This window comes from Duganella flavida, from assembly GCF_009857445.1.
GTDB lineage: Bacteria > Pseudomonadota > Gammaproteobacteria > Burkholderiales > Burkholderiaceae_D > Rugamonas > Rugamonas flavida.
On the sequence record NZ_WWCN01000021.1, the window covers coordinates 65,180 to 89,882 of the forward strand.

The following is a 24,703-nucleotide window of genomic DNA, read 5'->3' on the forward strand; positions in this document are numbered from 1 at the left end:
CGCTATGGCGGTATGGCCTACAATCTCGCTATGACCGATATTTCCCTCGTACTGCCTTTCGCTTTGCCACCTTCCGAACTCGGTAACGACCTGATCCGCGCCCTCAACATGCCGGCGCTGGCCTCGTTGCTGACCCGCCACAGTGGCTTGCAATACAAGACTTTCGACAACGACAGCTGCGCCCTGCCGCATGAAAGCTGGCTGGCGCACGCGCTCGGCCTGGCCAGCGCGCCGGATCGGCCGGACACCGCAGCGCCGCTGGCCACCGCTGTCATGCGCGGCTGCGGTTTGCAGGCTGAGGCGGCTGAGGGCCACTGGTTCATGCTGCAGCCGGCCCACGTCCATATTTCGCGTACCCATATGCTGCTGTCCGACCTGCGTGGATTGCAGCTGAGCGAGGCCGAATCGCGCAGCTTGTATGAGCTGGCGCGTCCGTATTGCGAGGAAATCGGCAAACCGCTGCTGCACGGCGCGCCCGGCCTGTGGTTTCTGCGCGCTAACGACTGGTCCGGCCTGCGTACCGCCACGCCCGACGCTACCGTCACCCAGAGCATGAGCGACTGGCTGCCCGAAGGCGAACACGCACGTGAGTTCCGCAAGCTGCAAAATGAAATCCAGATGCTGTGGCACGAACACCCAGTCAACGAGGCACGCCAGGCAAGCGGCCTGCAGCCGGTGAATTCCTGCTGGCTTTGGGGTGGCGCCGGTCCCGCTGCACCGACCAGCCAGCTAGCGATTGCCGGCGGCACCGAATGGATGCAGGCGCTGGCGGCCCAGCCGGCGACGGTAGAGCAGCTGATCGCCCAACCGGGCGCCGCCATGCTGGGCGACCTGATCGCCCCGGCGCAGGTAGGCGACTGGTCCGACTGGCTGGCACGCATGCAGCGCCTGGAGCTGCAGTGGTTTACACCACTGCTGGCAGCACTAAAAGCCGGCCGCATTCCGCGTGTGAAGCTGGTGCTGAGCCACCGCAGCGGCTGGACCACGGTGTCCAGCAGCGCCAGCGCGCAACGCAAATTCTGGCGCAAGCCAACCCTGAATCCCCTGTTGAAGCAATCATGACCCGTATCGCCACCCGCCCCTGCCCGTTCCGCGAATCCGAAATGCTGCGCCAGAACGGCGTCCATCCTGTGCTGGCACGCCTGTACGCGTCACGCGGGCTGACCGATCCCAAAGAGCTGTCGAGCGAGCTGGCGGCCATGATTCCGCCATCGGGCCTGCTGCACATCGACGCCGCCGCCGTGTTCCTGGCCGACGCCATTGCCGCCAACAAGCGCATGGTGATCGTGGCCGACTACGACTGCGACGGCGCCACCGCCTGCGCCGTGGCCCTGCGCGGCCTGCGTGCGATGGGTGCGAATATCGACTTCATCGTGCCGAACCGCTTCGAGTACGGCTACGGCCTGACACCAGAAATCGTTGAACTGACGGCGCGCGAAAAACAGCCGGACATCATCATCACCGTCGATAACGGCATCGCCAGCATCGATGGCGTGGCCGAGGCCAACAAGCGCGGCATCGAAGTGGTGGTGACTGACCACCACCTCCCTGCCGATACCCTGCCCGCCGCCCGCGTGATCGTTAATCCGAATCAGCCGGAATGCGGCTTCCCGAGCAAGCACATTGCCGGCGTGGGCGTGATGTTCTACGTGCTGCTGGCCCTACGCGCCGAGCTGCGCAAGCGCGGCGCGTATGAAACCCAGCCGCAGCCGAAACTGGACAACCTGCTCGACCTGGTCGCGCTGGGCACCGTGGCCGACGTGGTGCGGCTCGACGCCAACAATCGCATCCTGGTGGCGCAAGGCCTGAAGCGCATGCGCGCGGGCCGCATGCACGCCGGCGTGGCGGCGCTGTTCCGCGTGGCCGGACGCGAGCCGCGCAACGCCAATCCCTTCGATCTCGGTTTCGCACTGGGCCCGCGCCTGAATGCGGCCGGCCGGCTGGAAGACATGTCGCTCGGGATCGAATGCCTGATTACCGACGACGAAGGCCGTGCATGGCAGCTGGCGCAGCAGCTCAACGACATCAATTTGAAACGCCGAGAAATCGAAGCCGACATGCAGGACACGGCCCTGCTGCACCTGGACGCCTTCGAGCCGGCCGAAAGCAGCACGATTTGCGTATTTGACGAGTCATGGCACCAGGGCGTGATTGGCATCGTAGCCTCGCGCCTGAAGGAAAAGTTCTACCGCCCGACCATCACCTTCGCGCCCGGCGCGGATGGCTGGATCAAGGGCTCCGGGCGTTCGATTCCCGGCTTCCACCTGCGCGACGCGCTGGACCTGGTCTACAAAAAAGCGCCGTCGCTGATCGACAAATTCGGCGGCCACGCCATGGCGGCCGGCCTGACCTTGCGTGCCGAAGCCTTCGATGCGTTCGCCGCAGCATTTGAAGAAGTCGGCCGCTCATGGCTCAGCAAGCAGCAGCTGGAACGCGTCATCGAAACCGACGGCCCGCTGGAAGACGCCTACTACACCACCGCTTTCATCCAGGAGATGGATGGCCAGGTATGGGGCCAGGGCTTTGCGCCGCCAGTGTTTTGCGATGAATTCCGCGTGGTGAGCCAGCGTATTTTGAAAGAGCGCCACCTCAAGCTGCTGCTGGAAAAAAACGGCGCCCGCTACGACGCCATCTGGTTCGGCCATGTCGATTCGCTGGGCGACCGCGCGCGCGTCGCCTTCCGCCTCGACGCCAACGAGTACAACGGCGTCACCAAAGTACAGCTACTGGTGGAGCACGCCGAACCGGCCTAGACATTGCGGGATTTAATATTAGTACAGGTTATGACGCTACTATCAGTAGCGCTAACCGGTAGACTCCCGCCCATGTCCATCATATCGTCCTTAAGCAATCGAGTTATTCCAGTGCTGCCAGTGACAGAGGTGCGGGAGCAATTAGCTGTTCCCGCCACTGAAGATCCCGCACCCCAGTCAGCGGCGGCCGCAGTTGGCGGCAGCCTGCAAAGCATGCAGCCGCACTTGCCCAGTCCGCTAATCTGGAAAACCAAATCCAGCGATCCGATCACCTCGCTGATGACGGTCAACTATACATCTTCTTCCCTTTTCAATCGTTTTGACGGCTTGGGCGCCGCCGCGCTGCAACGCCTGGGCGGCGATCCCGGCGACTTTTCACAGTCGGTATCGCGATCAAATGCCGATATAGCGGGCGCTGCGCTAACCACATATCAAATCACGTTGAACGTGACGATGGCCGACAATACCAAGGTAAAAGTCAAACTGGAGAGCAGCGGCGACAGCCTGGCGCTGCAAATCAGCAGCAACGGCAAACTCAACGTCGCAGAACGCGCCGCCTTGTCCAGACTTGCTGACGGCTTCCAGAAAGCGATAGACGGCATGGCGGACTCGTCCAAACTCGATTTCAGCGGCTTGCTCCAATACGACCACACCCTGCTCTCATCGATTGACCTGGAGGCGAAATTCCAGCGCGGCGGCATGGCGGTGCAAACGCAGACCTTTCATGCCGATGATACGGCGCGCTCTTTCCATAGCGAAGGGCAAGACGCCAATGTCAACGTTGCTGTCGACCTGAGTCAATTGGCCTTTATCGGCAATGCCCAGCAGCGCAAGGCCGGCATCGATGCCTACCTGAAGCAGTTTGACGCAGCAGGCATTCATGGTCATGCCAACGCCGGGACGCTCGACACTTTCAAGGCCGCGTTCACACAGATGATCGGTGAAGCGCCGGAAACCGTCACTATTTCCAAACGCCCCGTCAATCTGACGGCAACCGATCATGCCCTACTGGCAGGACTGCCCGACTTCAGTGCTTCGATGAGCGACACGCCGGTCGCCTCCAATCCGATGCGACAGAATGAAGTGGACACATTTTCATATCAAGTGTCGCAGGACACCAGCTTCAGCGATCACGGCGACGGTAACCGCTCGATCTCGCAGAAACAGCACGCGCATATGGAAGCGAGCTTCCACGAGCCGCTGTCGGCAGATACGCGGTTGGCGCTGGACAATAGCCGTGAATCGCAAAACTACTACTTCAAGCGCATCAGCGAGGACAGCGTCAGTGACACCGAAATCGGCTACAACAATGGCATCTTGGCGCGCGCGTCGAATGAGCAACGTGTCGTTAGCTCGACCCAGATATTGAAGTATGTGATGGGCATGCTGACCGAGGAAAAGACGATCCCGGAAGTGTCGGACGTCAAACGCGACCTGCTGAGAGACTATTTATTGCAGTCGCACACCTGAGTACCGCCATCAAAGACGATGCGCCAGGACTTGGGCGCTTCCAGCCGCCAGACGGAATTGAAGCGTGCGATCAGCTTGCCATCCGGACCGTAGACCGGGCCGGAAGTCTTGGCCAGCGTGCCGGAGGCCAGCACCTCCACCTCATCCGGCTCCCACACAAACGGCGCGGCTGGCTTGGCGAAGAACTTTTTCCACTCGTCGGCCACCGCCTGCTTGCCGCGCAGCGGTTGCGTGCCGCCGCTGAACACCGCCTCGTCCGACAAGAAACTGACGAAAGCTGCATGGTCACGCGCCTTCATGGTGGCGGCAAACGCCCGCTCCACGTTGGCAACTTCCTCCTGAATTCCCGTGAAAACCGGCGCTGCATGCGCCCCTGCGGCCAGCAATGCGGCCAACGGAAAAGCCATCCATTTCATCGCCACCTCCCTGTTTTAGAGTGAAGAAATACTAACACCATTTGCATTTAATCCGAAAACGGAGTATAAACAATCCATTACTGGAGGACTTATGCTCAATTACGCTTACCCCCGCAGCCGCTTCGAACCAACCGTCATGGTGGACCTGAACGCCAAGGCGGAGCGCGAGCGCCTGTCCCAATCCGCCCTCAAGGGCTTTTTCAAGCTGGCTGCCACCTGGAAGGTACGCGACGAAGACGCACGCCAACTGCTCGGCGGCCTGTCCAACAGCACCTACTACGACTGGAAAAAAAATCCCGCGCGTACGCTGGAAGTGGACTGCATCACGCGCATTTCCTACCTGCTGGGCATTTACAAGGCGCTGCACATCATCTACGGCGATAAACTCGCCGATGAATGGGTCAGCCTGCCCAACACCAATCAAATTTTCGAAGGCCGCACGCCGCTGGCCTACATGCTGGGCGGCGGCCTGCTGGCCATGCAGATTGTGCGCCAGTTGCTGGACGCTCGCCACGGAGGACTGTAAGTGCCGGTCAGCCTTGTTCCCTCCCTGCCATTGACCGCGCTACGCCAGTTCGACACCTGCCGTTTGCTGCCCTCCCGGTTTGCGGACCTGGAGGACTCGGTGCTGTCGCCACTGGCCGAAAGCGACGACCACCTGCGCGATTTGTTCGATCTCGATAACGCCACCAACGCACGCCTGCGCACGCAGAACGGCGGCTCGGCCGGCATCAGTGTCGATGAACTGGTGTTCGGCGTGCCGAACTTCCGCATCGTGAACGCCGCCTTTACCTACGCCCGTCCTGAGGGAAGTCGCTTCAACGACGGCCAGCGCGGTGCATGGTACTGCGCATTCGACGCCGAAACCGCGCTGGCCGAAGTCAGTTTTCACAAAGCCGTGGAGTACGCGGAAATCAAGCGCTTCGACGACAGCGTGCAGTATCAATGCATGCTGGCTGATTTCACCGCCAGCTTCCATGACCTGCGCGAGCAACCACACTTTGAAGCCTGCCTCGCACCGGACAGCTACGTCGCTTCGCAAACGCTGGCCGAACGGCTGCTGGACAACGGCTCGCTGGGCCTGATTTACCCGAGTGTGCGGCATGCGGGCGGCACCAACCTGGCCTGCTTCCGCCCTGCGCTGGTGGGCAATGTTCGCAAAGGCGCGGTCTATCGGTTAACATGGCAAGGTAACCCTGTACCGAAGATAGAAATTATTTAATCATGCAAACCAAACCAGAAAAAGACCTCGAACTCCGCACCAAAGTAAATCGCGAAACAGCACGCGTGCAGTGGACCGAAATGCTGAAGCACTTCGCGCAAGGGAATGTGGTATGGGTCGCCAACTCACTCGACCTGGTCGACGTGGCCGTGCGCATCTCGCACGACGACAAGGCCAATATTACTCAATGGATGAACGCCGGCCTGCTGGCCAAAGTCAGCGACCAGCAGGCGCAGGAATGGCTGGAATCGAACGCCCAGCTGTGGGCGTGCGTGGTGAGCCCGTTCGTACTGGTACAGCAAGAGAAAGCCGTACCAGCAAACGTGCACTAATCAGAACTTGAAGCTGCCCGCGTCCAGCGTCAGCGTACCGCCGCAAGCCGGCGTGGTGGCTTCACGATTGCCGCTGGCCGTCGACTGATTGCTCTCCCATACGGTGCTCACGCCGTACTTCATGAACTTGTACTGGATCGCGGTCGATGGTGGCAACTGGAAGGTGCGCGACCACGGCACGTTGGCGCCGCTGCCTTCAATGTTCAGCTGATTGCTGGCGCCCTGCACCCAGTTGCCCAGTTCCGCTCGATTGCCCACCACGTAGACATTCTGGCCGACTACCGTGTTGGCGTTCGCCACGCGGAAGGTCACAGGCACCGTGGTGCAAGAACCACCGCCGCTGCCGCCGATCTTCTGGTTGACGTGCAGCGCCACCGCCGGCACCACCGATCCGCCATTGGCCGGAATACTGACCGTGATCACGCCATTGCTGCCGACAGTGACGCTGTCGCTGGTGCAAGCCGTGCCGGCTGCATTCAGCACACCATGCACCACGTTGCAATATGTCCCTGCCGGCAGTGCCGTTTGCAACGTTGCATTCCATGCCGCGCCCTCATTGTTAATCGCGACGTAGCCTTTGGCGCCGCGGCCGAAGGCGATCTGGTTGCCGGTACCGTTGGTGAAGTAGTCCACGCCCTGCCCCGAGGTGGTGGAACGGAAGGCCACCATGCTGGCGATGTCGCTCCAGCGATGGATGAAGTCCCAGTTCTGATTGATCAGCGGATTGCCGCTGGCGTCGAACGGACTGGCGCTGGGTGGCGCTTGGTCATAGCTGGTGAAGCGGAAGCCAGAATGCAGCTGCGCCGAACCGTATGGCCATGCCAGCATGAAGATGTTGGCGAGGTCGTAGCGCTTGGTGCCTTGTGTATCATTGGTGGCGCCCGAGACGTAATTGCTGGCCACCAGCGAGCTGCCATTGCGCTCCGTGTCCCAGTTATTGACAAACACCGTCGCCTTATCGCTCGGCACAAAGCCCCAGGTGCCACCCCAGTTGCCCGGCGTGCCCATAATGGAGCGGATCTGCGACAGGTTAGCGCCATTCTCGTTGCGGAATACCGCCTTCATCGCAAAGCTGAACTGGAATTCATTCAGCGTGCCGTTGGCGTAGTAGTCCGACCGCACCACGTTGCTGTCAGGGATAACCTCCTGCGTCACCCACAGCGTTTCGCCGGAAGTGGTTGTGTGCGTGACCCCGTTCAGGATGGCCGTCAGGTCGGAGGCCCACATATGCTTGGCCGCGTCGAAACGGAAGCCGTCCACACCGAGGTTGATTAACTTGGCCAGGTAGTTCTTGACCTGCCCTTGCACGTAAGCGCCGTCAGTCTTCAGGTCCGGCAGTCCGCTCAGGCGGCAGTTGACCACATTGGAGCGGTTGCCCGGCGAGCCGTAGTCGCCGCCGGCGATATCGCAGGCCGGGTGGAAGTCGCTGCTACTAAAATACGGATAGGCCAGCGACGAGGAATTCCACGCCGAGCCATCAGTCGCGGTGCCCGAACCGGCGGCCAGATGGTTGACCACCACGTCCACATACACGCGCACCTTGGCGGCGTGGCAGGTGCTGACCATCGTCTGGAATTCGACCTCGGTGCCCATATTGCTCTTCAACGAAACGAAGTTCACCGGCTGGTACACGTCCCACCAAGCGCCCAGACTGGCCGAGGCCTGCGGCGGCGATACCTGCACCGCGCCGTAGCCCTGCGGCCCGAGCCAGTTGGTGCACTCCTTGGCAATGTCGTTCCACTTCCAGCGGAACATCTGGACCGAGGTGTCGGCCGGGTTGAAGGCGGCATGCGCCGGCGCCAGCGCTGCGGCGCCGAGCACGCTTGCAGCCAGCAAGTGTCTCATGATCGTCATGTTGTTGTCTCCATGTAGTTATGTTTTGGGAAATACAGACCCGAACAAAATGTAGCAGAACTACAGTAAACAGCAATCGCGAACACGATATGGAACCGCTGCCACAGTAAATGATGTAATCAAAGTACAACAGCGATATACATCTGTGTATCGGGTTTGCGCAAAAAGTCATTGGACGACCGTTGCGCGCGCGGCGCAGCATCAATTCACACAAACAACAACGGAGACCATATGTTCAAGCACTTCAAGCAAGGGGTGGTATGCGCTATCGCCCTGCTCGCGCTCTCGGCGCAAGCCGCCACCTGGACCCTCAGCGGCAGCCTGATTACCCACGATCCCGATATCTACAAGGAAGGCAGTACGTGGTGGATCGTGGAGACCAGTGACACCGGCATCGGCGTCAAATACTCGCCCGACGGCCATGCGTGGACGCAGGGCGTCAGCATCTTCGGCAGCGGCCTGTCGTGGTGGAAGCAGTACAACAGCAATGGCAAAACTGTGTGGGCGCCGGATGTCCATGTGTGGAACGGCAAGGCGATTTTGTACTACGCGGTGTCCACTTTCGGTTCGCAGAAATCAGCGATCGGTTTGGCGACGGCATCCAGCATCGCCACCGGTAACTGGGTCGATCAAGGCGCGGTGCTGACTTCTGCGGCGGGTGGTGATTTCAACGCCATCGATCCGAACTTCTTCGTCGATAAATCCGGCCAGCCCTGGCTCAGTTATGGCTCGTTCTGGACCGGCATCTACACCACGCGGGTGGATGCCAACACGCTCAAGCCGATCGGCTCGCGCTACCATCTGGCGGCAGACAGCAGCGGCATCGAGAACTCCTTCATCATGTCGAACGGTTCGTACTACTACCTGTTCGTCTCCAAGGGCACCTGCTGCGCGGGCGCGAACAGCACCTATCACATCTCGTATGGCCGCTCGACCAGCATGACTGGGCCTTATCTCGACAAGAACGGCGTCGATATGCTGAACGGCGGCGGCACCACGCTGGATGCAGGCGGCGGACGCTTTATCGCACCAGGCGGCGAATCGGTCAGTAACGGCGTCATGGCACGCCATGAACTGGATAGCCAGAACAGCTACAACGGCGTGTTGTTCATCAACGACCTGACCTTCTCCAACGGCTGGCCGACTTACTGATGAAGCCTGCACTGGCCGGTGCGGCGGCACTCTTAGTTGCGTTAATTGCGTTGATTGCGTTGCTGGCTGCACAGCCAGCAACGGCGCCATCACCTGCGCCGGCAGTTGCAGCAACATCGGAAGCGCGCGCGCCGTCGGCTGCGGCCGCGCGCTTCTTCCGCGAATTGGGCAACGCCGATCCCGGTCCGCAAATCGAGATCGCGCTGACCGACACGCAAGAGCTGATCCCCGACTTCGCGCTGCGCGAGGTGATGGACCACTACCTGCTGGCTCGCAGCGATGCTGGCCGCCTGCAAGCACTGCGCGAACATCTGCGCCGCACGCTGCCGCCCACCGCATCGCGCGAAGCCGAGCAGTTGGCGCAAAACTACAGCGACTATCTGGCCGCGCACGGCGCACTGCTGGCAGCGCAGAATTTTCACGACACGCCCGATCTGGGCAGACTGGCGGCGTGGCAGCAGCAACAGCGCCAGCTGCGCTTACGCATGCTAGGCGCACGGGTGAACGAAGAATGGTTCGGTGCTGACGACGCCTATCTGACGCAGGCGCTGGAAGAAGCTGGCCGCAACGCAGACGCTCCATCAGCCAACGACGATGAAGCACGCCACCGCCAGCATATGCAGCAAGTACTGCGCAGCGCTACGCGCCAGCCGCCAACTGAAGCGACAGCGCGTTATGGCGCTCAATAATCACCGGCAGATCGATGGTGGACAACTGCCCTTCACGCACCACCACCTTACCGTTGATGATGCTGTAAGCGACATTCGGCGGCGTGCAGAACACCAGCGCCGCGACCGGGTCGTGTAGCGCCCCCGCCATGCCGATGCCATCCAGCTTGAACATCACGATGTCCGCCGACATACCCGGCTTGATAGCGCCGATGTCATCGCGGTTCAGTACTTTGGCGCCTCCCAGCGTGGCCACCTCCAGCGCCTGCCGCGCCGTCATCGCGTCCGGGCCGAATCCCACGCGCTGCAGCAGCATGGCCTGGCGCACTTCACCCATCATATGACCGGCATCGTTGGAGGCGCTGCCGTCCACGCCCAGGCCCACCGATACGCCGCGATCCAGCATCTTGCGGATCGGCGCGATACCGGAAGCGAGCCGCATGTTGGAACATGGGCAGTGCGCGATGCCGGTGCCGGTGCGGGCGAACATGTAGATGCCATCGTCGTCCAGCTGTACGCAGTGGGCGTGCCACACGTCCGGGCCTACCCAGCCGCAGTCCTCGGCGTATTCGGCCGGAGTCATATTGAATTTTTCACGACTGTAGGCGATGTCGTTGACGTTTTCCGCCAGGTGCGTATGCATCGACACGCCGTAGCTGCGCGCCAGCTTGGCCGATTCTTTCATCAAGTCCTGCGACACCGAGAACGGCGAGCAAGGCGCCACCACGATGCGCTGCATGGCGTGGCGGCTGGCGTCGTTGTAGGTTTCGATCAAGCGCTGCGTGTCTTTTAAAATCGCACCCTCTTCTTCCACCACGCGGTCCGGCGGCAAGCCGCCTTTCGACTGCCCCACGCTCATGCTGCCGCGCGAGGCGTGGAAGCGCATGCCGATCTTTTGCGCGGCTTCGATGCTGTCATCGAGCTGGCAGTCGTTCGGGTAGATGTAGAGGTGATCGCTGCTCGTCGTGCAGCCGGACAGGATCAATTCAGCCATCGCCGTCAGCGTGGAGACGTGCACCATTTCGGCGGTGAGGCCGGCCCACAGCGAATAGAGGTTGGTCAGCCAGTTGAACAACTCGCCGTTCTGCGCAGCGGGAATGGCGCGCGTCAGACTTTGGTACATGTGGTGATGGGTGTTGACGAGGCCTGGCATCACCACATGGCCGGCAGCGTCGATGACTTCATCGGCGGTTTGCGGCAGGTCGACGCTGGCGCCGACTTGTTCGATCACGTTATCGCGGATGAAGACCGCGCCGTTGGCGATCTCCCGGCGCGCATCGTCCATGGTGACCAGCACACGGGCATTTTTAATGAGCAGTGTTTTCATTGTGCGAACAGGTAGTTGCAGCCTTGATCGGATGGATCGCGGGCGACGATGCGGTCATACAGGCCGACATTTTCTTTCATCGTGCGCTCCACGTCTTCTTGCAGCAGCAAGCCGGCAGCGACCTGGCGCTCGGCTGCGGCGCGCACAGCGGCCGCGTAAGCGTCGCGATTCGCATAGCGCGCTTCGAGGCTGAGACGCGGATCGCCGGCCGCCATACGTTCCGCTTCGGTACGGGCGAACGGTACGAAGCTGCCGTCGAAGCGCGAGGTGGCCCATGCAAAGCCGGTGTCCGGCGCGCGCAAGTTCCAGCCAGTGTGGGTGCCGAGCGGCGCTTGCAGTTCTACGAGGCGCACACCGCCCTTGTCGTTGCCGTCCGCATCCGGCGTTGGCACGCGGGTTTCATAGTCATCGCCATGTTTCGGCGGCACGACGTCTGCGATGCCTTGCGCGGCGAAGCGGCGGCCAAAGTCCAGGCGCGGTTCACGCAAATTTTGCTCCGGCGGCGTCAGACCGAAACCTTTCGGGAAGATGGCGCGGTAATCGGCTACAGTGGTCAGTGTGCCGTCGGCCAGTTGCGGGTAGGCGTTGGCTGGCGGCTGCTTGCCTTTGGTAGTCCAGTCGTCCAGTGCGACGATCAGCGCGCGCATCGGCAGGTAATGGTCGCTGGTCGATACGCAAGCGGTGAAAGGCGCGCGCTTGTTGGAGCGGCCGACGTAGTGCTGCGCGCCCATGAAACCGTAGATGCGCACATTGTCGGCTGGGGCCACATCGCGCTCGCCGTCTGCACTGGTGGCGATCAGCGAAGCGCCCCGGTTCCAGAATTCGGTGGAGGTGTTTGCGTAGAACAGCTTCGGCAGGTTGCCTTGCTTGTCGCGCGCCTTGTCCAGCGTGGAGGCGGTTTTTCCGGTGGCCGGATCGCGCGTCGGCGTGCTGGTGAAGGGGAAGGCATCGGCAGGATAGTCATGCTCCTCCATCATCGATGGATGGCGCGTCGGCTGTGCGAAGCGGCTGTTGAAGCCTGCCGAGCCACCGGCGCCCGGCACTTGCAGGTACGCGCCGTCGAATACCAGCTTGCCGCCTTCATCAACGTTAAGGCCATCGGTCATCATGCGGCCAATCACGCGGCCGGACTGGCTGATGCCGAACATGAGCACATTGCGCGGCACAGGCGCGCCTTCAAAGGGGTGATCGCGGAAGTAGGACAGCAGGTCGCGGATCCCGGCCAGACCGGCGCCGGTCACGTAAGGGTCCTTGGCGACGTAGGTGATCTCGTAAATAGTATCGGGCTTGAAGCCGCCTTCCAACTGCACGCGGCCCGGACCGCCCTTCAGTTCCGGCTCAACGAAGTGCCAAGCGCTGCGCGGAATCGGCTTGCGCTTGTCCCCCTGGCGCGCGCGTTCGGTCAGCTGGGCATGCGGATCGTTGGGGGTGGCTGGTTCGTAGGTCAGGCCGCGCATGCCAGCGTAAGAAATGACGTCAGTCGGCGCGTTGACGGTGAATTCGTTCTGCACTTTGCCTTTAACGCCTTTCGCCACCGGCGGTGCAAACACCAGCGGGCGCGGCACCGTGCCAGCCACCGGCACGGTCGGCGCGACGTCCCACGTCCAGGCGGAGAACAACAGCGAGAAGCCGTGGCGCATCAGGAAACCGTCGCCCGCGTCGGCAGCGGTGGTGGGATCGTTATTAGCCGGGCTGCGGCCATTGACCTGCCCGAGGATGGCGATGTTGCCGCGATTGTTCACATCGTAAAGCAGCGTGCTTGGCTGCGTACCAGTTGGGCGCAGCAGCACAAATTCACTGGAAAACAGCACGCGGCCTTGCTTGTCGCGCGGGGCTTTTTTCAGGTCAACGATGGCCGCATTGGCTGCGGCCTTGGGATCGAGTGCGTAGAAAGCGATGCCGCGTATCTTTTCATACGCGCCATATTCGCCGAAGGTGACACCGGGAGCGAACGGCACACGTTCAACTACTTGAATGCGTTCGACTGCGGCATGTGCCGTGGTTACTGCCGCCGCCATCGCCAACATCATCAACTTGCGTTTCATCCCAGCGCTCCCGATATGCAAAGCGCCTATCGTAGCAAGCTACTTAACAGACGTCTACCCACTGCCCTTCCGTGACGGAAGCCAGCAACGCCGGCGTAATGCGGATCGCGCTGTTGATCGAGCGTGCGGCCGGCAGCACTTCGTCAAAATTACATAGGCTGGTATCAAGTTGGAGTATCTACATCGTCCCACTCGCGCTCTTCAAAGCGTACCAGCCAGTTCAGGGCGTGGTGGCGTTCTTGCAGTACGCCGTCGTTCAGATTAGCGGGGGCTGGCGTTTTTTTCAGGATGGCCTGGCGGCTGGCCCAGTGCTGGCGGTAGTTCAGGTCCAGCGCGTCCAGCAGCTCTGGGGCCGAGCGCGCGACCGGCTGCTTGCGCAAACCGTCGGTGCCACGATCGATCACCGTACTGGAGATCGACGACACATCGCAGATCGCATCCGCGAAAGGCAATTCCGCTTGCAATCCAAGCGCCCATTGCAGCACCAGGATGGCCTCATAACGCCACAGGAACTTGGTGATCTCCTGCTCCGAGGGCGCCTCCAGCGCCAGGAAATCGCGCTCGGCGTCGGTCAACGCGGCGAAGGCCGGCGGGAAGCTTTGCTGCAGTTCGGCCACCGTGAGCGGCGTCTTGCTGTTCAACGATTCCGCGCGGATGGCGACCACGTACAGCGCCAGCATGCGGCGCAGGATATCTTCCGGTGCGCGCTGGCGCAACTCAGACTCGGAGACCAGTGGCGGCAAATCGGTAGGCACGGTGATCTTGAGGGCGGCCAGCTGCTCCTCGCTGCGTGCCTTGCGCTGCCAGGCTTGCGGCGGATACGGCACCACGGCTTTCGGGTCGCCGTCGCCGGTAATGGCCAGCAGCACACGGCCTTGCGGATCGCGCACGCTGCCGTCGGCCATGAAGGCGAGTGCATTGGCTGCCTCGGCCCAAGCGTGGAAATCAGCCATGTGATCCGGATCGACCGCGAGGCTGATGTGGTGCTGCGTGCGTTGCAGGTGACGGATTACGTGATAGCGGGTGCGGCTCATCGCGCCTTGGCCTTGCTCGGCCAGCAGGTGCATCATGCCGTTCAGGTGCGGCGCCAGTTCCTTGCCGGACAAGTCGCGGCGGCCGTTCACCACGTGCGGGAAGGCTGGCTTGGGTACTTCACCCACGGTGCAGTAGGCGTTGAGCAGGACATGGTTGCTGATGTCCTTCGGAGAAAACAGCTGCTTGAGTCGATTTAGCATAACAATTTGATCATTTATCGCATATCCAGCGCGCGGCGACGGCGCGGCGGCGGGAATGCCTTGTCCAATGCGGCCAGATCGTCGGCGGAAAGCCGGAGGTCGGCCGCAGCGCGGTTGGCGCGCAAGTGTACAGGATCGACAGCCTTGGGGATAGCAATCACGCCCTCCTGATGCAGCACCCAGGCTAGCGCGATCTGCGCCGGCGTGACGCCGTGCGCGTTGGCGATCGCCTTGAGACCGGGATTTTCCAGCAGCGCCGCCTGCTCACGGCCCGAGGTTTCCAGCGGCGAGTAAGCCATGATGGGCATGCCCTGCGCTCGCGCCCACGGCAGCAGGTCGAACTCAATCCCGCGTTTCATCAGGTTGTAGAGGACTTGATTGGTGGCGGGCGCGCCGTAGGCCTGGGCCTCTTCCATGTTTTCAAGATCAAAATTACTGACGCCGTAGGCTTTGATCTTGCCGGCTTTTTTCAGCGTTTCGAAGCCATCGAAGGTTTCGGCCAGCGGGTGGTGGCCCTGCCAGTGCAGCAGATACAGATCGATGGCCTCAATCTTCAAACGCCGTAAACTGCGTTCGCAAGCCTCCTGCACGCCCTCAAAGCTGGCGTTATGCGGATACACCTTGCTGACAATGAAGGCCTCATCGCGACGCCCGGCGATGGCCGCGCCAACCACCTCCTCTGCCCCGCCTTCAGCGTACATCTCGGCGGTATCGATCAAGGTCATGCCCAGATCAAGCCCCATCTGCAAAGCCCGCACCTCATCCTGCCGCCGCGCCGCCTTCTCGCCCATATTCCAGGTCCCCTGCCCTACAGCGGGAACGGCGACACCTGACGGGAAAGCGACAGTTTTCATCAGTGGCCTCCGCCAAGGTAGGCGGCGATGACTTTGGGGTCGGTTTTCAGACTTTCGGCAGGGCCGTGGACGGAGATGCTGCCGTTTTCCAGGACGTAGCCGTAGTCGGCGACGTTCAGCGCGGCGGCGGCGAATTGTTCGACCAGCAGCATGGTGACGCCTTCGGACTTCAGGCGCTGGATGATGCGGAAGACTTCCTCCACCAGAATCGGCGCGAGGCCCATCGATGGTTCGTCCAGCAGCACCACTTCGGGATTCAGCATCACAGCGCGCGCCATGGCCAGCATTTGCTGCTCGCCGCCGGACAACGTGCCTGCCAACTGCGTTTGCCGTTCCTTCAAACGCGGAAATAGCTCCAGCGCTTTTTCCAGATCGTGCTTGATGTCGCCTTTCGGCCGCGCGCGCGTGAAGCGTGGGAAGGCACCCAGCAGCAGATTATCGGTCACGCTCATGGAGGCGAACACGCGCCGCCCTTCCGGCGAATGCGCCAGCCCTGCCCGCGCAATTTTGTGCGAGTCGTAGCCGGTGATGTCTTTGCCGTCCAGCGTCACTTTGCCGCCCTTCGGTTTGATCATGCCGGAGATGGCGCGCATGGTGGTGGTCTTGCCGGCGCCGTTGGAGCCGATCAGCGTCACCAGCTTCCCTTTCGGGACGTCCAGCGAAATGCCGTGCAAGACTTCGACTTTACCGTAGGCCGCGTGCAGATTGGAGATCGATAGCATGTCGTGTCCTCGTCAGTGCGCCGCCGGCGCTTTGGTGGTGCCGCCGTGTTCTTCGCTGCTGCCGCCCAGGTAGGCTTCGATCACTCTAGGATCGCACTGCACCGCAGCGGGTACGCCTTCGCAAATTTTCTGTCCAAAGTCGAGCACTGTCACGGTGTCGGACAGCGCCATCACCACGTCCATGTGGTGCTCGATCAGGATAATGGTGATGCCGTGGTCACGGATTTTGCGGATAATGGCCATCAGTTCCTTGATGTCCGGCGCAGTCAGGCCGGCCGCCGGCTCATCCAGCAGCAGCAGGCGTGGACTCAGGCCCAATGCGCGGCCTATCTCCAGCAAGCGCTGTTTGCCATATGGGAGATTGCGCGCTTCCTCGTTCGCCAAATCCGACAGGCCCACGAATTCGAGGATGCTGGCGGCACGTTCGCGCGCAGCCTTTTCCTCACGCTTGTAACGCGGCGTTTGCAGCATCACATCCAGCACATTCGATTTGAAGGTGTTGTGCAAGCCGACCAATACGTTTTCGGTCGCCGTCATTTCGCCAAACAGCTGCACGTTCTGGAAAGTACGCGCCACGCCGCCCAACGCGATCTGCGACGGGGTGCGACCCGAGATCACAGCGCCGGAAAACGCTACTTTGCCTGCTGTCGGTTTGTAGATCCCGGTCAGCACGTTCATCATGGTGCTCTTGCCGGAACCGTTAGGACCGATCAGCCCATGCACCGAGCCCTGGATCACATTCAGGTCGACTTGATTGAGCGCTTTCAGACCACCGAACTGCATCAGGATTTGTTCGACGTTGAGCAGGCTGTCGCCGGCCTTGCCGCCTTGCGCGCGCGGGAACGGCTCGGCGTCGCTAGCCGCCACCGCTTTGGCATGCACTACGGAGCGCCCTATCAAGCCTTGCAGGAATCCGACGATACCATCCTGCAGGTAGTAGACCACGAACAGCGTCATCAACCCGAAGATGGTCAACCGCCAGTCGACGATGTTCTCAAGCTTGTACGAGAACGCCGCCATGCCAATGGTCGCCACCAGCGGCACCAGCACACCGCGCGGCGTCGGGCGCTTGCGCGCAATCGCCAGCGCGGAGCCGATCACACCCAGCACCGCCGCAGCAACGGCGATCTGGCGGAACAACTCAATGTCCGCCAACAGGCTAGGAAGCATCACCACGATCATGGCACCGATCAGGGAGCCGGAGCGCGTCTTGCGGCCGCCCATGATTACCGCCAGCAGGAACAGGATGGTCAATTCAAAGGTGTAGCTGCTCGGATTGATGTACTCCTCCGAATAGGCATACAGGCTGCCGGACAGACCGGCGAAACCAGCGCTGATGATGAAGGCATATACCTTGTAGCGGTACACGGAGACGCCCATGCAGTCCGACGCAATCGGGCTGTCGCGCAACGCTTCAAATGCGCGGCCAAGGTTCGATTTCAAAATCCGGTGCACCACCACCAGCGACACCACCATCAACACTGCCACCATGTAGTAGTACTGAACCTCGTTCAGCTTCTGGCCAAACAGCATCGGCTTGGCGACCTTGATGCCCATCGGACCTTCGGTCAGCCAGGTCATTTCGTTGATCAGGATCTGGATGATGGTGCCGAAGGCCAGCGTCACCATTGCGAGATACGGACCAGTGACGCGCAAAGCCGGAAGCGCAAGGATGGCGCCGAACAGCGCCGCCACAATGATGGAAGCGGGCATGGTGATCCAGAACGGCGCGGCCAGTTTCAGCACCAGCACTCCGGTGACGTAAGCGCCGATGCCGAACAAGCCCGCATGGCCGAGCGACACCTGCCCAGTGTAGCCGACCACGATATCAAGCCCGAACAGCAAAATCGCGTAGATCAGAATCGTTTCGAACAAATGGATGTAGTACGGATTCGGGATCAGCGCCGGGTACAGCGCCAGCACCGCCAGTCCGACCACGCTTGCTGCGATGATTGTCTTCTTCATGGGTCAGACCTTTTTGATGGCGGCTTTGCCGAACAGGCCGGATGGTTTCACCGCCAGCACCAGCAGGAGTAGCAGCAAGCCCGGTACGTCCTTGTACCCGGTGGAGATGTAATAGCCGGCCGTGGTCTCGACCACGCCCAATATCAGGCCGCCGACGATGGCGCCCACGCCCGAAGTCAGGCCGCCGATGATGGCCACCGCAAAGGCTTTGAGGCCGAGCGAGGCGCCCATGGTGGCGCCGGTCAGGGTCAGCGGCGCCACCAGCACGCCCGCAAACGCGGCAACGGCCGACGACAGCGCGTACGAGAAGGTAATCACCATACGGGTGTTAATGCCCATCAGGCCCGCCGCATCGCGGTCGTTGGCGGTGGCGACCACCGCTTTGCCGTAGATGGATTTGCGGTTGAAGATTTCGACCGCCGCCATGATGGCCAGCGCGCCGACCACCACCGCAATCTGCATCGGCTGCACATTGGCGCCGAAGATTTCTATCGGCGCGGAGGACAGCGGCGACGGGAAAGTCAGATCATCCTTGCCCCAGATATTCTCAGCGACGTTTTTAAAGATAATCGCCAGCGCGATGGTAGACATGATCCAGCCGAATTCGGATTTGATCTTGATCGCCGGCCGCACGCCGATCCATTCGACGAACATGCCTTGCAGCGCGCCAAACACGATCACCAAGGGAATCATCAGCAGGTAGCTCATGTAAGGCCCGCCGTGGATAGTGCCGACCAGGCTAAGGCCCACCAGTGCGCCCAGCATCAGCGATTCGCCCTGGCCGAAGTTCAGCGTGCCGGAGGTCGCAAACGTCAGTTGGTAACCAAAGGCGATCACCGCGTAGATCATGCCCAGCGCGATACCGCTGAACACCAGTTGCAGCAAAATTTCCATCATTTCCCCCGACAAGAAAAATGGCCAGGCTTGCATTCACAAGTCTGGCCACTGTGGCGCTAAGCGGCCTTACTTGGCCAAGACTACTTTGCCGTCTTTGACTTCGCCGAAGACGGTGATCTCGGCGTTGATGGCTTCATGATCGTCCTTGCCATACGGCTTGCTGTAGGTGGTCACCACGCCGTCGATTTTCTCGGACAGGTTTTCCAGCGCGGCCTTGATTTTCGGGCCGTCGGTGCTGCCGGCCTGCTTGATGGCGGCGGCCAGCAGGTAGATCGAGTCGTAGCCCTGCGCGGCAGATACCGGCGACGGCATGCGGCCTTGCGGCGGGTTGTAGGCTTTCACATATGCGTCGATGAAGGCTTTGCGCTTCGGCGTGGTCGGGTCTTGAATGAAAGTTTGCGGCATGCGGGTGCCGTTGCCGTTCTTGCCGGCGTTGTCGATGAAGTTCGCCATCGACAAAGTCCAGCTGCCGATCAGCGGTACTTTCCAGCCCAGTTTTTCCATGCCGTTGGCGATCTGCGCCAGCTCAGGACCGATGCCGTAGGTGAGCACCACTTCAGCGCCAGCCTGCTTGGCCTTCAACAGTTGGGCCGTCATGTCGACGTCCTTGATGTTGTACTTCTCGATGGCGACAGCCTTCAGGCTTTTCTCGGCCAGCGCTTTTTCCAGGTCTTCGCGGCCAAGCTGGCCGTAGTTGGTGGAGTCGGCGAGAATCGCCACCTTCTTGAATTTACGATTGTCGACCGCTTCGCGCACGATCATATGCGACTGGATCTGGTCATTCGCGGAGTTGCGGAAGATGTAGTTCTCCGGCTGGTCGGCGAACTGCTTGGTGATGATGGAGCCAGTGGCGACATTGTTCATCACCGGGATTTTGGCATCTTGATAGAAGCGCTGCGAGGCCAGCGCCACACCGGTGTTGATGTAGCCGACGGTGGCCACGACTTTTTCTTTGTTGATGAGTTCCTGCGCGATCTGCACGCCGCGTTCCGGCTTGGCCTCGTCGTCGCGTTCGACCAGCACGATCTGACGGCCGAGGACACCGCCTTTGGCGTTGATGTCGGCCACGGCCAGCTTGACGCCGTCGCGCATCGACACGCCCATCGGCGCGGAGCCGCCAGTGAATGGGCCGGACACGCCGATCTTGATGGGATCAGCCGCTTGCGAGACAGCGGCAAAACCGAGTGCTACACCTGCAACCAGCAATTTCAATTTGAAATTCATGTGCCATCTCCTGTAGATACAACGTTTTTTGTATTAGTCGTACGCTGGAAAGTCGCCCCATCGGAAAAACATTGTAGGTTAGTAAATCAAGAGCGGCAACAGATAGATGTGCGGCATCGCAGCAACAGCTGCTTACATGCCGGGAGCGGCTTGTTTGAGGGCGCGGTTGGCAAAGCGCATTTGGGTTTCGGCCAGGGCTTCGTTGCGTTCGAAGCCCATCGAGCCGTCGCGCAGGCCGATGGCCATGGCCATGACGGCTTCAGGATATTCAAGGTCGGCGGCTTTTTCGATCCAACGACGGGCCGCCAGTTCGTCGCGCTTGACGCCTTCGCCGCTGAGATAGAGTTTGGCCAGCGCGTACATGGCGGCCGGGGTCTGGTGATCGGCGGAGAACTGTAGCCACTGTGCGGCGGCTTTCAGGTCGCGCGCGACGGCCATGCCGTTTTTGTACATCATGCCCAGATAATAGGCGGCTTGCGCGTCGCCTTTGCGGGCCGCACTGCTGAACAGTTCAAAAGCGCGCGGCAGGTTGGCCGGCACGCGGTCCGTGCCGCGCAGCGCCAGGCGTCCTTCTTCTACCGGGCCTGCGGACGCGGCGCCAGCGAACACGATGGCACATACGGCAATGGCGCGGCGCAGCTTCATTTGCTTAAGTCGATGGCGTAAAGGGCAAAGCCTTTGTCGCCGCCATCGTCCTGTTTGAGTTGCGATACGCCCGCCAGCCCGGCTTCGCGCGCGAGGTCCAGCAGACCTGGTGCGGAGTGGAACACCACCGCGCCTTTGGTCGCCACTGGCGCGAAACGCCAGCTGTGCGTGGCGCCGTTGCGGGCGCGCGTTAGCTGTTTGGCTTTCTGGATGTAGGCGATCAGCACATCGCGGCTGGAGTCCGGCGCGGCAATCACGGTTTTGCTGCCATCGAGTCCGGGGAAGTTGCCGCCACCGGCAGCGCGGTAGCTGTTGGTCGCGACGATGAACTCCTGCGATGGCGCCAGCGGCGCACCTTTATAGTGCAAGGCGACGATGCGCTGGCCCAGCGGCTGGGTGATGTCGATCTGATAGGTGATGTCGGCGCTGGTCGGCATGTCGAAGTTAAAACCGGCGAACGCCGTGTTGACCAGTTCCTGCTGGGCGTCACTGGCCGGATCGATGCGATTGAAACGCTCGGCGGATTTCTCCAGCCAGGCTTTCAGGCCCGTGCCGTCCAGCTTCGCGGCGTGCAGTGCGTTCGGGTACAGATACAGGTCGGCCGCATTGTTCAGCGCCACTGCGCCCGGCTTGACGTCGGTGTAATCGGCCACGCCGGCCGCACCGGTCTTGAACGGCGATGCCATCGACAGCACCGGCAGCGCTGCGTACTGCGGCAGGTTGGCTTTGACGTAGTCCTGCACATAGGCAGTTTGCGCCTGGTTGACCAATTCGATGGCGCTGATGTCGCCGACGTCGGCAAAGTAGCTGGTCATGCGGAAGTCGCTGGTGCCGACCGGCGTTTGCACGTAGCGGATGGTGGCGGCATGTTCGGCGGCGACCAGCGGTGCAATGGCCGGATCGGCGGCGACGTAGCTGCCGTCTGGCTGTTTGGTACTGCGCGCTTCCACCGTGGTGCGGCTTTTGTCGATGACCCAGTGCGCGCCATCGTATTTAAGATACAGCCCAATCACGCCGAGGTTCTTGCCCCACAGGTTAGCCATCACGGTCGGCACGCCGTAGACCGTGCCTTTGACTTTGTCCACCCCAGGCAGGTTGAAGGCGGCGCGCTTGCTGGCGGCGTCCGGGAATGGCAGGTGTTCGTGGCCAATCAACATGGCGTCGATGCCTGGCACTTGCGCCAGATGGTAGTTGGCGTTTTCCATGTCCGGGCCATATGGCGCGCCATCGATGCCACCGTGCGAGATGGCGATGATCAGGTCTGCCCCCTCGGCACGCATCTGCGGGATGTATTTTTGCGCTGTCTCGCGCACGCCCTCGGCGTAGACCTTCCCGGCCAGCCATTGCTTATCCCACGACAGCACGCCCGGCGGCGTAAAGCCGATGATGCCGACTTTGATGGTGGCCGACAGCGGTTTGCCATCCGGGCCGGTGGCCTGGATCTGGCGCGTCAGGATCTGGTATGGCGCGAACAGCGGCTGGCGGGTCTTCGCGTCGTAGATATTGGCCAGCACGATGGGGAATTTCACGCCGCCGCAATGCACCGACGTCACCTGCTGCAAATACGGCAAGCCGTAATTGAATTCATGGTTGCCGATGCCCGCGCCGTCCACTCCCAGCTGATTCATGGCTTTGTAGATAGCTGGCGTTTCGCCGCAGGCCACCGGCTTGACCAGCGCCTGATAGTCGGCCAGCGCCGTGCCTTGCAGTGCGTCGCCGTTGTCGAGCAGCAGATTGTTCGGGTATTCGGCGCGCGCCTGCTTGATCAGGGTCGCGGTGCGTTCCAGGCCGATGGAAGGATCGGCCTGCAGCTTGTAGTAATCATAACTGAGCACATTGGCATGCAAATCCGTGGTTTCCAGCAGCGCCAGCGTCGCCTCGGCGCCAGTCGGCGTCGCACAGACCAGCGGCGTGACGGCGCAGCCGATCAGCAAAGCGGGCAGAAAATGGCGGGCGCGGTGGTTTGGGCGCATGGACGACAGGATGAGTTGCAGGCTGCAATATTCTATACGTTTCGTGGCTTAAATGGCAGGTTTTCACGGCTGCCGGGCCCACCGCCTTGCGGCACTGGGAGAGCGGGGCCGGCTAGGGTATAATCCAAGGTTTGATTTCAGCCTTAGAGAAGAAGAACATCATGGAAGCCGAACGCATTAACGCCCTCACCTCCCTGCTCGCCGATTTGACCACGCGCGAAGCCGAACTTCGGAGGTATCTTTGACTTCGATCGCAAAGTCGACAAGCTCGAACAAGTAAACGGCGAGCTGGAAGATCCAGCGGTCTGGAACGATCCGAAGAAAGCCCAGGACCTGGGCAAAGAGAAAAAATCGCTGGAAGCGGTAGTTGATGCGCTGACCAAGGCAAACGCCGACCTGAAAGACATGGGCGATTTGATCGACATGGCCAAGGAAGAAGGCGACGACGACACGCTGGAAGCGCTGATCGTCGATATTGAAGACGTCCGCAAAGTCATCGAAGGCATGGAATTCCGCCGGATGTTCAGCAACCCTATGGACCCGAACAACTGCTTCGTTGACATCCAGTCCGGCGCCGGCGGCACCGAGGCACAGGATTGGGCCTCCATGCTGCTGCGCCAGTACCTGCGTTATTGCGAGCGTAAAGGCTTCAAGGTCGAGATCATGGAGCAATCCGACGGCGAGGTCGCCGGCATCAAGACCGCGACCCTGAAAGTGGAAGGCGAATACGCCTACGGCTTCCTGCGCACCGAAACCGGCGTGCACCGCTTGGTACGCAAATCGCCGTTCGACTCGGCCGGCGGTCGCCACACTTCGTTCGTGTCGCTGTTCGTGTACCCGGAAGTGGATGACTCTATTGATATCGAGATCAATCCTGCCGACCTGCGTATCGACACCTACCGCGCATCGGGCGCCGGTGGTCAGCACATTAATAAAACCGACTCCGCAGTGCGTCTGACCCACGGCCCCTCGGGCATCGTGGTGCAGTGCCAGAATGACCGTTCGCAGCACCGCAACAAGGCCGAAGCGATGGAAATGCTGAAGGCGAAGCTGTACGAACTGGAACTGCGCAAGCGCATGAGCGAGCAGCAGAAACTGGAAGACTCCAAGACCGACGTGGGCTGGGGCCACCAGATTCGCTCGTATGTGCTGGACCAGTCGCGCATCAAGGACTTGCGCACCAACTTCGAAACCGGCAACACCAAGGGTGTGCTGGACGGCGATATCGACGACTTCATTTCGGCCTCGCTGAAGCAAGGCGTGTAATCCATGACCCAGCGTGCATTTATCTTTGACATGGACGGTACCATCGTCGACAACATGTCCTTCCACGTGAAGTCGTGGCTGGAGTTTTTCCAGCGCCGCGGCCACGTGGTCGATGCGGATGAATTCTTCCGCAACACGGCAGGCCGCCAAGGCCACGAAATCATGAGCACCTACTTTGGCAAGCCATTGACCAAGGAAGAAAGCGCGGCGCTCGATTTCGAGAAGGAAGAACTGTACCGCGAGATGTACGCGCCGCACCTGGCGCCGACCACCGGCTTCGTCGATTTCATCACGCGCGCCAAGGCGGCCGGCATCAAGCTGGCCGTGGCTACCGCTGCGCCGAATGAAAATATCGATTTCACTTTGGACGGCCTCGATCTGCGCAAGGAATTCAACGCCATCGCCGGCGCTGCCGACGTTGCGCGCGGCAAGCCGAATCCGGACGTGTTCCTGCTGGCCGCCGAGCGCACAGGCACCCTGCCCGCACACAGCATCGTGTTCGAAGATGCACCGCTGGGCGTGGAAGCAGCCCGCCGCGCAGGCATGCGCGCCGTGGTGCTGACAACCACTTTGCCAGCTGAAGCGTTTAAGGAATTCGACAACGTCATCGCCGTCGTGCGCGACTTCAGCGAGCTGGATGTAGAAGAGCTCTTCGCATCCGCCACCAACTAAATCATCACCTC

22 protein-coding genes are annotated in these 24,703 nt (G+C 61.2%); 10 read left to right on the forward strand and 12 right to left on the reverse strand.

All coding sequences use genetic code 11. The features are described from left to right. The first annotated feature begins 30 nt into the window (after nt 1–30). From GTP46_RS25650 to GTP46_RS25660, 3 genes are all read left to right on the forward strand, one after another. A complete protein-coding gene (locus tag GTP46_RS25650) occupies nt 31–1,062 on the forward strand; it encodes a hypothetical protein (RefSeq protein WP_202414429.1) in 1,032 nt (343 codons plus the stop codon). Then, nucleotides 1,059–2,753 (forward strand): single-stranded-DNA-specific exonuclease RecJ, encoded by a 1,695-nt coding sequence (gene recJ, locus GTP46_RS25655; RefSeq protein WP_161009469.1) that lies wholly within the window; start codon nt 1,059–1,061, stop codon nt 2,751–2,753. The genes GTP46_RS25650 and recJ overlap by 4 nt, the downstream gene beginning before the upstream one ends. A 72-nt stretch (nt 2,754–2,825) precedes the next feature. Continuing rightward, the gene (locus GTP46_RS25660; RefSeq protein ID WP_161009470.1) at nt 2,826–4,223 is read left to right on the forward strand and encodes a hypothetical protein; all 1,398 of its coding nucleotides are present in this window, start codon (nt 2,826–2,828) and stop codon (nt 4,221–4,223) included. Here GTP46_RS25660 and GTP46_RS25665 read toward each other — a convergent pair. Then, nucleotides 4,199–4,630 carry a YybH family protein gene (locus tag GTP46_RS25665; protein ID WP_161009471.1) on the reverse strand — a complete coding sequence of 144 codons (432 nt, stop codon included), beginning with the start codon at nt 4,628–4,630 and terminating at the stop codon, nt 4,199–4,201. The two genes, GTP46_RS25660 and GTP46_RS25665, sit on opposite strands and share 25 nt — an antisense overlap. 100 nt (nt 4,631–4,730) lie before the next feature. On the opposite strand from GTP46_RS25665, the gene GTP46_RS25670 reads away from it, so the two are divergent. Genes GTP46_RS25670 through GTP46_RS25680 form a run of 3 tightly spaced genes read left to right on the forward strand, consistent with a single transcriptional unit; the run spans nt 4,731 to nt 6,193 of the window. Continuing rightward, the gene (locus GTP46_RS25670) at nt 4,731–5,165 is read left to right on the forward strand and encodes an antitoxin Xre-like helix-turn-helix domain-containing protein (protein WP_161009472.1); all 435 of its coding nucleotides are present in this window, start codon (nt 4,731–4,733) and stop codon (nt 5,163–5,165) included. Further along, nucleotides 5,166–5,861: an RES family NAD+ phosphorylase gene (locus GTP46_RS25675; RefSeq protein WP_161009473.1), complete on the forward strand. Its 696-nt coding sequence runs from the start codon at nt 5,166–5,168 to the stop codon at nt 5,859–5,861. Nucleotides 5,862–5,863: 2 nt separating this feature from the next. Next, on the forward strand, nt 5,864–6,193 hold the full coding sequence (locus GTP46_RS25680; protein ID WP_161009474.1) for a DUF2288 domain-containing protein: 330 nt from the start codon (nt 5,864–5,866) through the stop codon (nt 6,191–6,193). Here the strand turns inward: GTP46_RS25680 and GTP46_RS25685 are convergent, their stop codons facing one another. Continuing rightward, nucleotides 6,194–8,047, reverse strand: coding sequence for a carbohydrate-binding module family 20 domain-containing protein (locus tag GTP46_RS25685; protein ID WP_229259097.1), 1,854 nt, complete (start codon nt 8,045–8,047; stop codon nt 6,194–6,196). A gap of 231 nt (nt 8,048–8,278) precedes the next feature. Between GTP46_RS25685 and GTP46_RS25690 the strand changes: the two genes are divergently transcribed. Both GTP46_RS25690 and GTP46_RS25695 read left to right on the forward strand, forming a co-directional pair. Then, nucleotides 8,279–9,199, forward strand: a complete 921-nt coding sequence (locus GTP46_RS25690; RefSeq protein ID WP_161009475.1) for a family 43 glycosylhydrolase — start codon at nt 8,279–8,281, stop codon at nt 9,197–9,199. Continuing rightward, nucleotides 9,199–9,888, forward strand: a complete 690-nt coding sequence (locus tag GTP46_RS25695) for a lipase secretion chaperone (protein ID WP_161009476.1) — start codon at nt 9,199–9,201, stop codon at nt 9,886–9,888. Before GTP46_RS25690 ends, GTP46_RS25695 begins: the two co-directional genes overlap by 1 nt. Here the strand turns inward: GTP46_RS25695 and GTP46_RS25700 are convergent. The 10 genes from GTP46_RS25700 to GTP46_RS25745 form a co-directional block, all read right to left on the reverse strand. Further along, nucleotides 9,839–11,194 carry an 8-oxoguanine deaminase gene (locus GTP46_RS25700; protein ID WP_202414431.1) on the reverse strand — a complete coding sequence of 452 codons (1,356 nt, stop codon included), beginning with the start codon at nt 11,192–11,194 and terminating at the stop codon, nt 9,839–9,841. The genes GTP46_RS25695 and GTP46_RS25700 overlap by 50 nt on opposite strands. Further along, nucleotides 11,191–13,239: an alpha/beta hydrolase domain-containing protein gene (locus GTP46_RS25705; RefSeq protein ID WP_161009477.1), complete on the reverse strand. Its 2,049-nt coding sequence runs from the start codon at nt 13,237–13,239 to the stop codon at nt 11,191–11,193. The genes GTP46_RS25700 and GTP46_RS25705 overlap by 4 nt, the downstream gene beginning before the upstream one ends. Before the next feature lie 164 nt (nt 13,240–13,403). Further along, on the reverse strand, nt 13,404–14,474 hold the full coding sequence (locus GTP46_RS25710; protein WP_161009478.1) for a DUF4272 domain-containing protein: 1,071 nt from the start codon (nt 14,472–14,474) through the stop codon (nt 13,404–13,406). A gap of 14 nt (nt 14,475–14,488) precedes the next feature. Then, on the reverse strand, nt 14,489–15,328 hold the full coding sequence (locus GTP46_RS25715; protein WP_161009479.1) for an aldo/keto reductase: 840 nt from the start codon (nt 15,326–15,328) through the stop codon (nt 14,489–14,491). Then, a complete protein-coding gene (locus GTP46_RS25720; protein WP_161009480.1) occupies nt 15,328–16,050 on the reverse strand; it encodes an ABC transporter ATP-binding protein in 723 nt (240 codons plus the stop codon). The genes GTP46_RS25715 and GTP46_RS25720 overlap by 1 nt, the downstream gene beginning before the upstream one ends. A 12-nt stretch (nt 16,051–16,062) precedes the next feature. Beyond that, nucleotides 16,063–18,015 carry a branched-chain amino acid ABC transporter ATP-binding protein/permease gene (locus tag GTP46_RS25725; RefSeq protein ID WP_161009481.1) on the reverse strand — a complete coding sequence of 651 codons (1,953 nt, stop codon included), beginning with the start codon at nt 18,013–18,015 and terminating at the stop codon, nt 16,063–16,065. Between the two features lie 3 nt (nt 18,016–18,018). Continuing rightward, nucleotides 18,019–18,909 (reverse strand): branched-chain amino acid ABC transporter permease, encoded by an 891-nt coding sequence (locus GTP46_RS25730; protein WP_161009496.1) that lies wholly within the window; start codon nt 18,907–18,909, stop codon nt 18,019–18,021. A gap of 69 nt (nt 18,910–18,978) precedes the next feature. Next, complete coding sequence (locus GTP46_RS25735; protein WP_161009482.1) at nt 18,979–20,136, reverse strand: ABC transporter substrate-binding protein; 1,158 nt, start codon at nt 20,134–20,136, stop codon at nt 18,979–18,981. A gap of 132 nt (nt 20,137–20,268) precedes the next feature. Then, entirely contained in the window at nt 20,269–20,781 is a 513-nt protein-coding gene (locus tag GTP46_RS25740; protein ID WP_161009483.1) for a tetratricopeptide repeat protein, read from the reverse strand. Then, nucleotides 20,778–22,754, reverse strand: a complete 1,977-nt coding sequence (locus tag GTP46_RS25745) for a bifunctional 2',3'-cyclic-nucleotide 2'-phosphodiesterase/3'-nucleotidase (RefSeq protein ID WP_161009484.1) — start codon at nt 22,752–22,754, stop codon at nt 20,778–20,780. The genes GTP46_RS25740 and GTP46_RS25745 overlap by 4 nt, the downstream gene beginning before the upstream one ends. Before the next feature lie 161 nt (nt 22,755–22,915). Here GTP46_RS25745 and prfB point away from each other — a divergent pair. Together prfB and GTP46_RS25755 are read left to right on the forward strand one after the other, a co-directional pair. After that, nucleotides 22,916–24,020 (forward strand): peptide chain release factor 2 gene (gene prfB, locus GTP46_RS25750; protein WP_161009485.1). Its coding sequence is split into 2 segments (ribosomal slippage): nt 22,916–22,996 and nt 22,998–24,020, totalling 1,104 coding nucleotides; the frame shifts between segments, so codons are not numbered across the junction. A 3-nt stretch (nt 24,021–24,023) separates the two neighbouring features. Then, the gene (locus GTP46_RS25755; RefSeq protein WP_161009486.1) at nt 24,024–24,692 is read left to right on the forward strand and encodes an HAD family hydrolase; all 669 of its coding nucleotides are present in this window, start codon (nt 24,024–24,026) and stop codon (nt 24,690–24,692) included. Nucleotides 24,693–24,703 lie beyond the last annotated feature (11 nt).

Excerpts from the sequence above, each read along its gene's own strand:
- GTP46_RS25715 (WP_161009479.1), bottom strand. The coding sequence starts at position 15,328 with ATGAAAACTGTCGCTTTCCCGTCAGGTGTCGCCGTTCCCGCTGTAGGG.
- GTP46_RS25670 (WP_161009472.1), top strand. The coding sequence starts at position 4,731 with ATGCTCAATTACGCTTACCCCCGCAGCCGCTTCGAACCAACCGTCATG.
- GTP46_RS25665 (WP_161009471.1), bottom strand. The coding sequence starts at position 4,630 with ATGGCTTTTCCGTTGGCCGCATTGCTGGCCGCAGGGGCGCATGCAGCG.
- GTP46_RS25650 (WP_202414429.1), top strand. The coding sequence starts at position 31 with ATGACCGATATTTCCCTCGTACTGCCTTTCGCTTTGCCACCTTCCGAA.
- GTP46_RS25700 (WP_202414431.1), bottom strand. The coding sequence starts at position 11,194 with ATGAAAACACTGCTCATTAAAAATGCCCGTGTGCTGGTCACCATGGAC.
- recJ (WP_161009469.1), top strand. The coding sequence starts at position 1,059 with ATGACCCGTATCGCCACCCGCCCCTGCCCGTTCCGCGAATCCGAAATG.
- GTP46_RS25695 (WP_161009476.1), top strand. The coding sequence starts at position 9,199 with ATGAAGCCTGCACTGGCCGGTGCGGCGGCACTCTTAGTTGCGTTAATT.
- GTP46_RS25685 (WP_229259097.1), bottom strand. The coding sequence starts at position 8,047 with ATGACGATCATGAGACACTTGCTGGCTGCAAGCGTGCTCGGCGCCGCA.
- GTP46_RS25755 (WP_161009486.1), top strand. The coding sequence starts at position 24,024 with ATGACCCAGCGTGCATTTATCTTTGACATGGACGGTACCATCGTCGAC.
- GTP46_RS25735 (WP_161009482.1), bottom strand. The coding sequence starts at position 20,136 with ATGAATTTCAAATTGAAATTGCTGGTTGCAGGTGTAGCACTCGGTTTT.
- GTP46_RS25710 (WP_161009478.1), bottom strand. The coding sequence starts at position 14,474 with ATGCTAAATCGACTCAAGCAGCTGTTTTCTCCGAAGGACATCAGCAAC.
- GTP46_RS25720 (WP_161009480.1), bottom strand. The coding sequence starts at position 16,050 with ATGCTATCGATCTCCAATCTGCACGCGGCCTACGGTAAAGTCGAAGTC.
- GTP46_RS25690 (WP_161009475.1), top strand. The coding sequence starts at position 8,279 with ATGTTCAAGCACTTCAAGCAAGGGGTGGTATGCGCTATCGCCCTGCTC.
- GTP46_RS25680 (WP_161009474.1), top strand. The coding sequence starts at position 5,864 with ATGCAAACCAAACCAGAAAAAGACCTCGAACTCCGCACCAAAGTAAAT.
- GTP46_RS25745 (WP_161009484.1), bottom strand. The coding sequence starts at position 22,754 with ATGCGCCCAAACCACCGCGCCCGCCATTTTCTGCCCGCTTTGCTGATC.
- GTP46_RS25730 (WP_161009496.1), bottom strand. The coding sequence starts at position 18,909 with ATGGAAATTTTGCTGCAACTGGTGTTCAGCGGTATCGCGCTGGGCATG.
- GTP46_RS25725 (WP_161009481.1), bottom strand. The coding sequence starts at position 18,015 with ATGAAGAAGACAATCATCGCAGCAAGCGTGGTCGGACTGGCGGTGCTG.
- GTP46_RS25705 (WP_161009477.1), bottom strand. The coding sequence starts at position 13,239 with ATGAAACGCAAGTTGATGATGTTGGCGATGGCGGCGGCAGTAACCACG.
- GTP46_RS25660 (WP_161009470.1), top strand. The coding sequence starts at position 2,826 with ATGTCCATCATATCGTCCTTAAGCAATCGAGTTATTCCAGTGCTGCCA.
- GTP46_RS25740 (WP_161009483.1), bottom strand. The coding sequence starts at position 20,781 with ATGAAGCTGCGCCGCGCCATTGCCGTATGTGCCATCGTGTTCGCTGGC.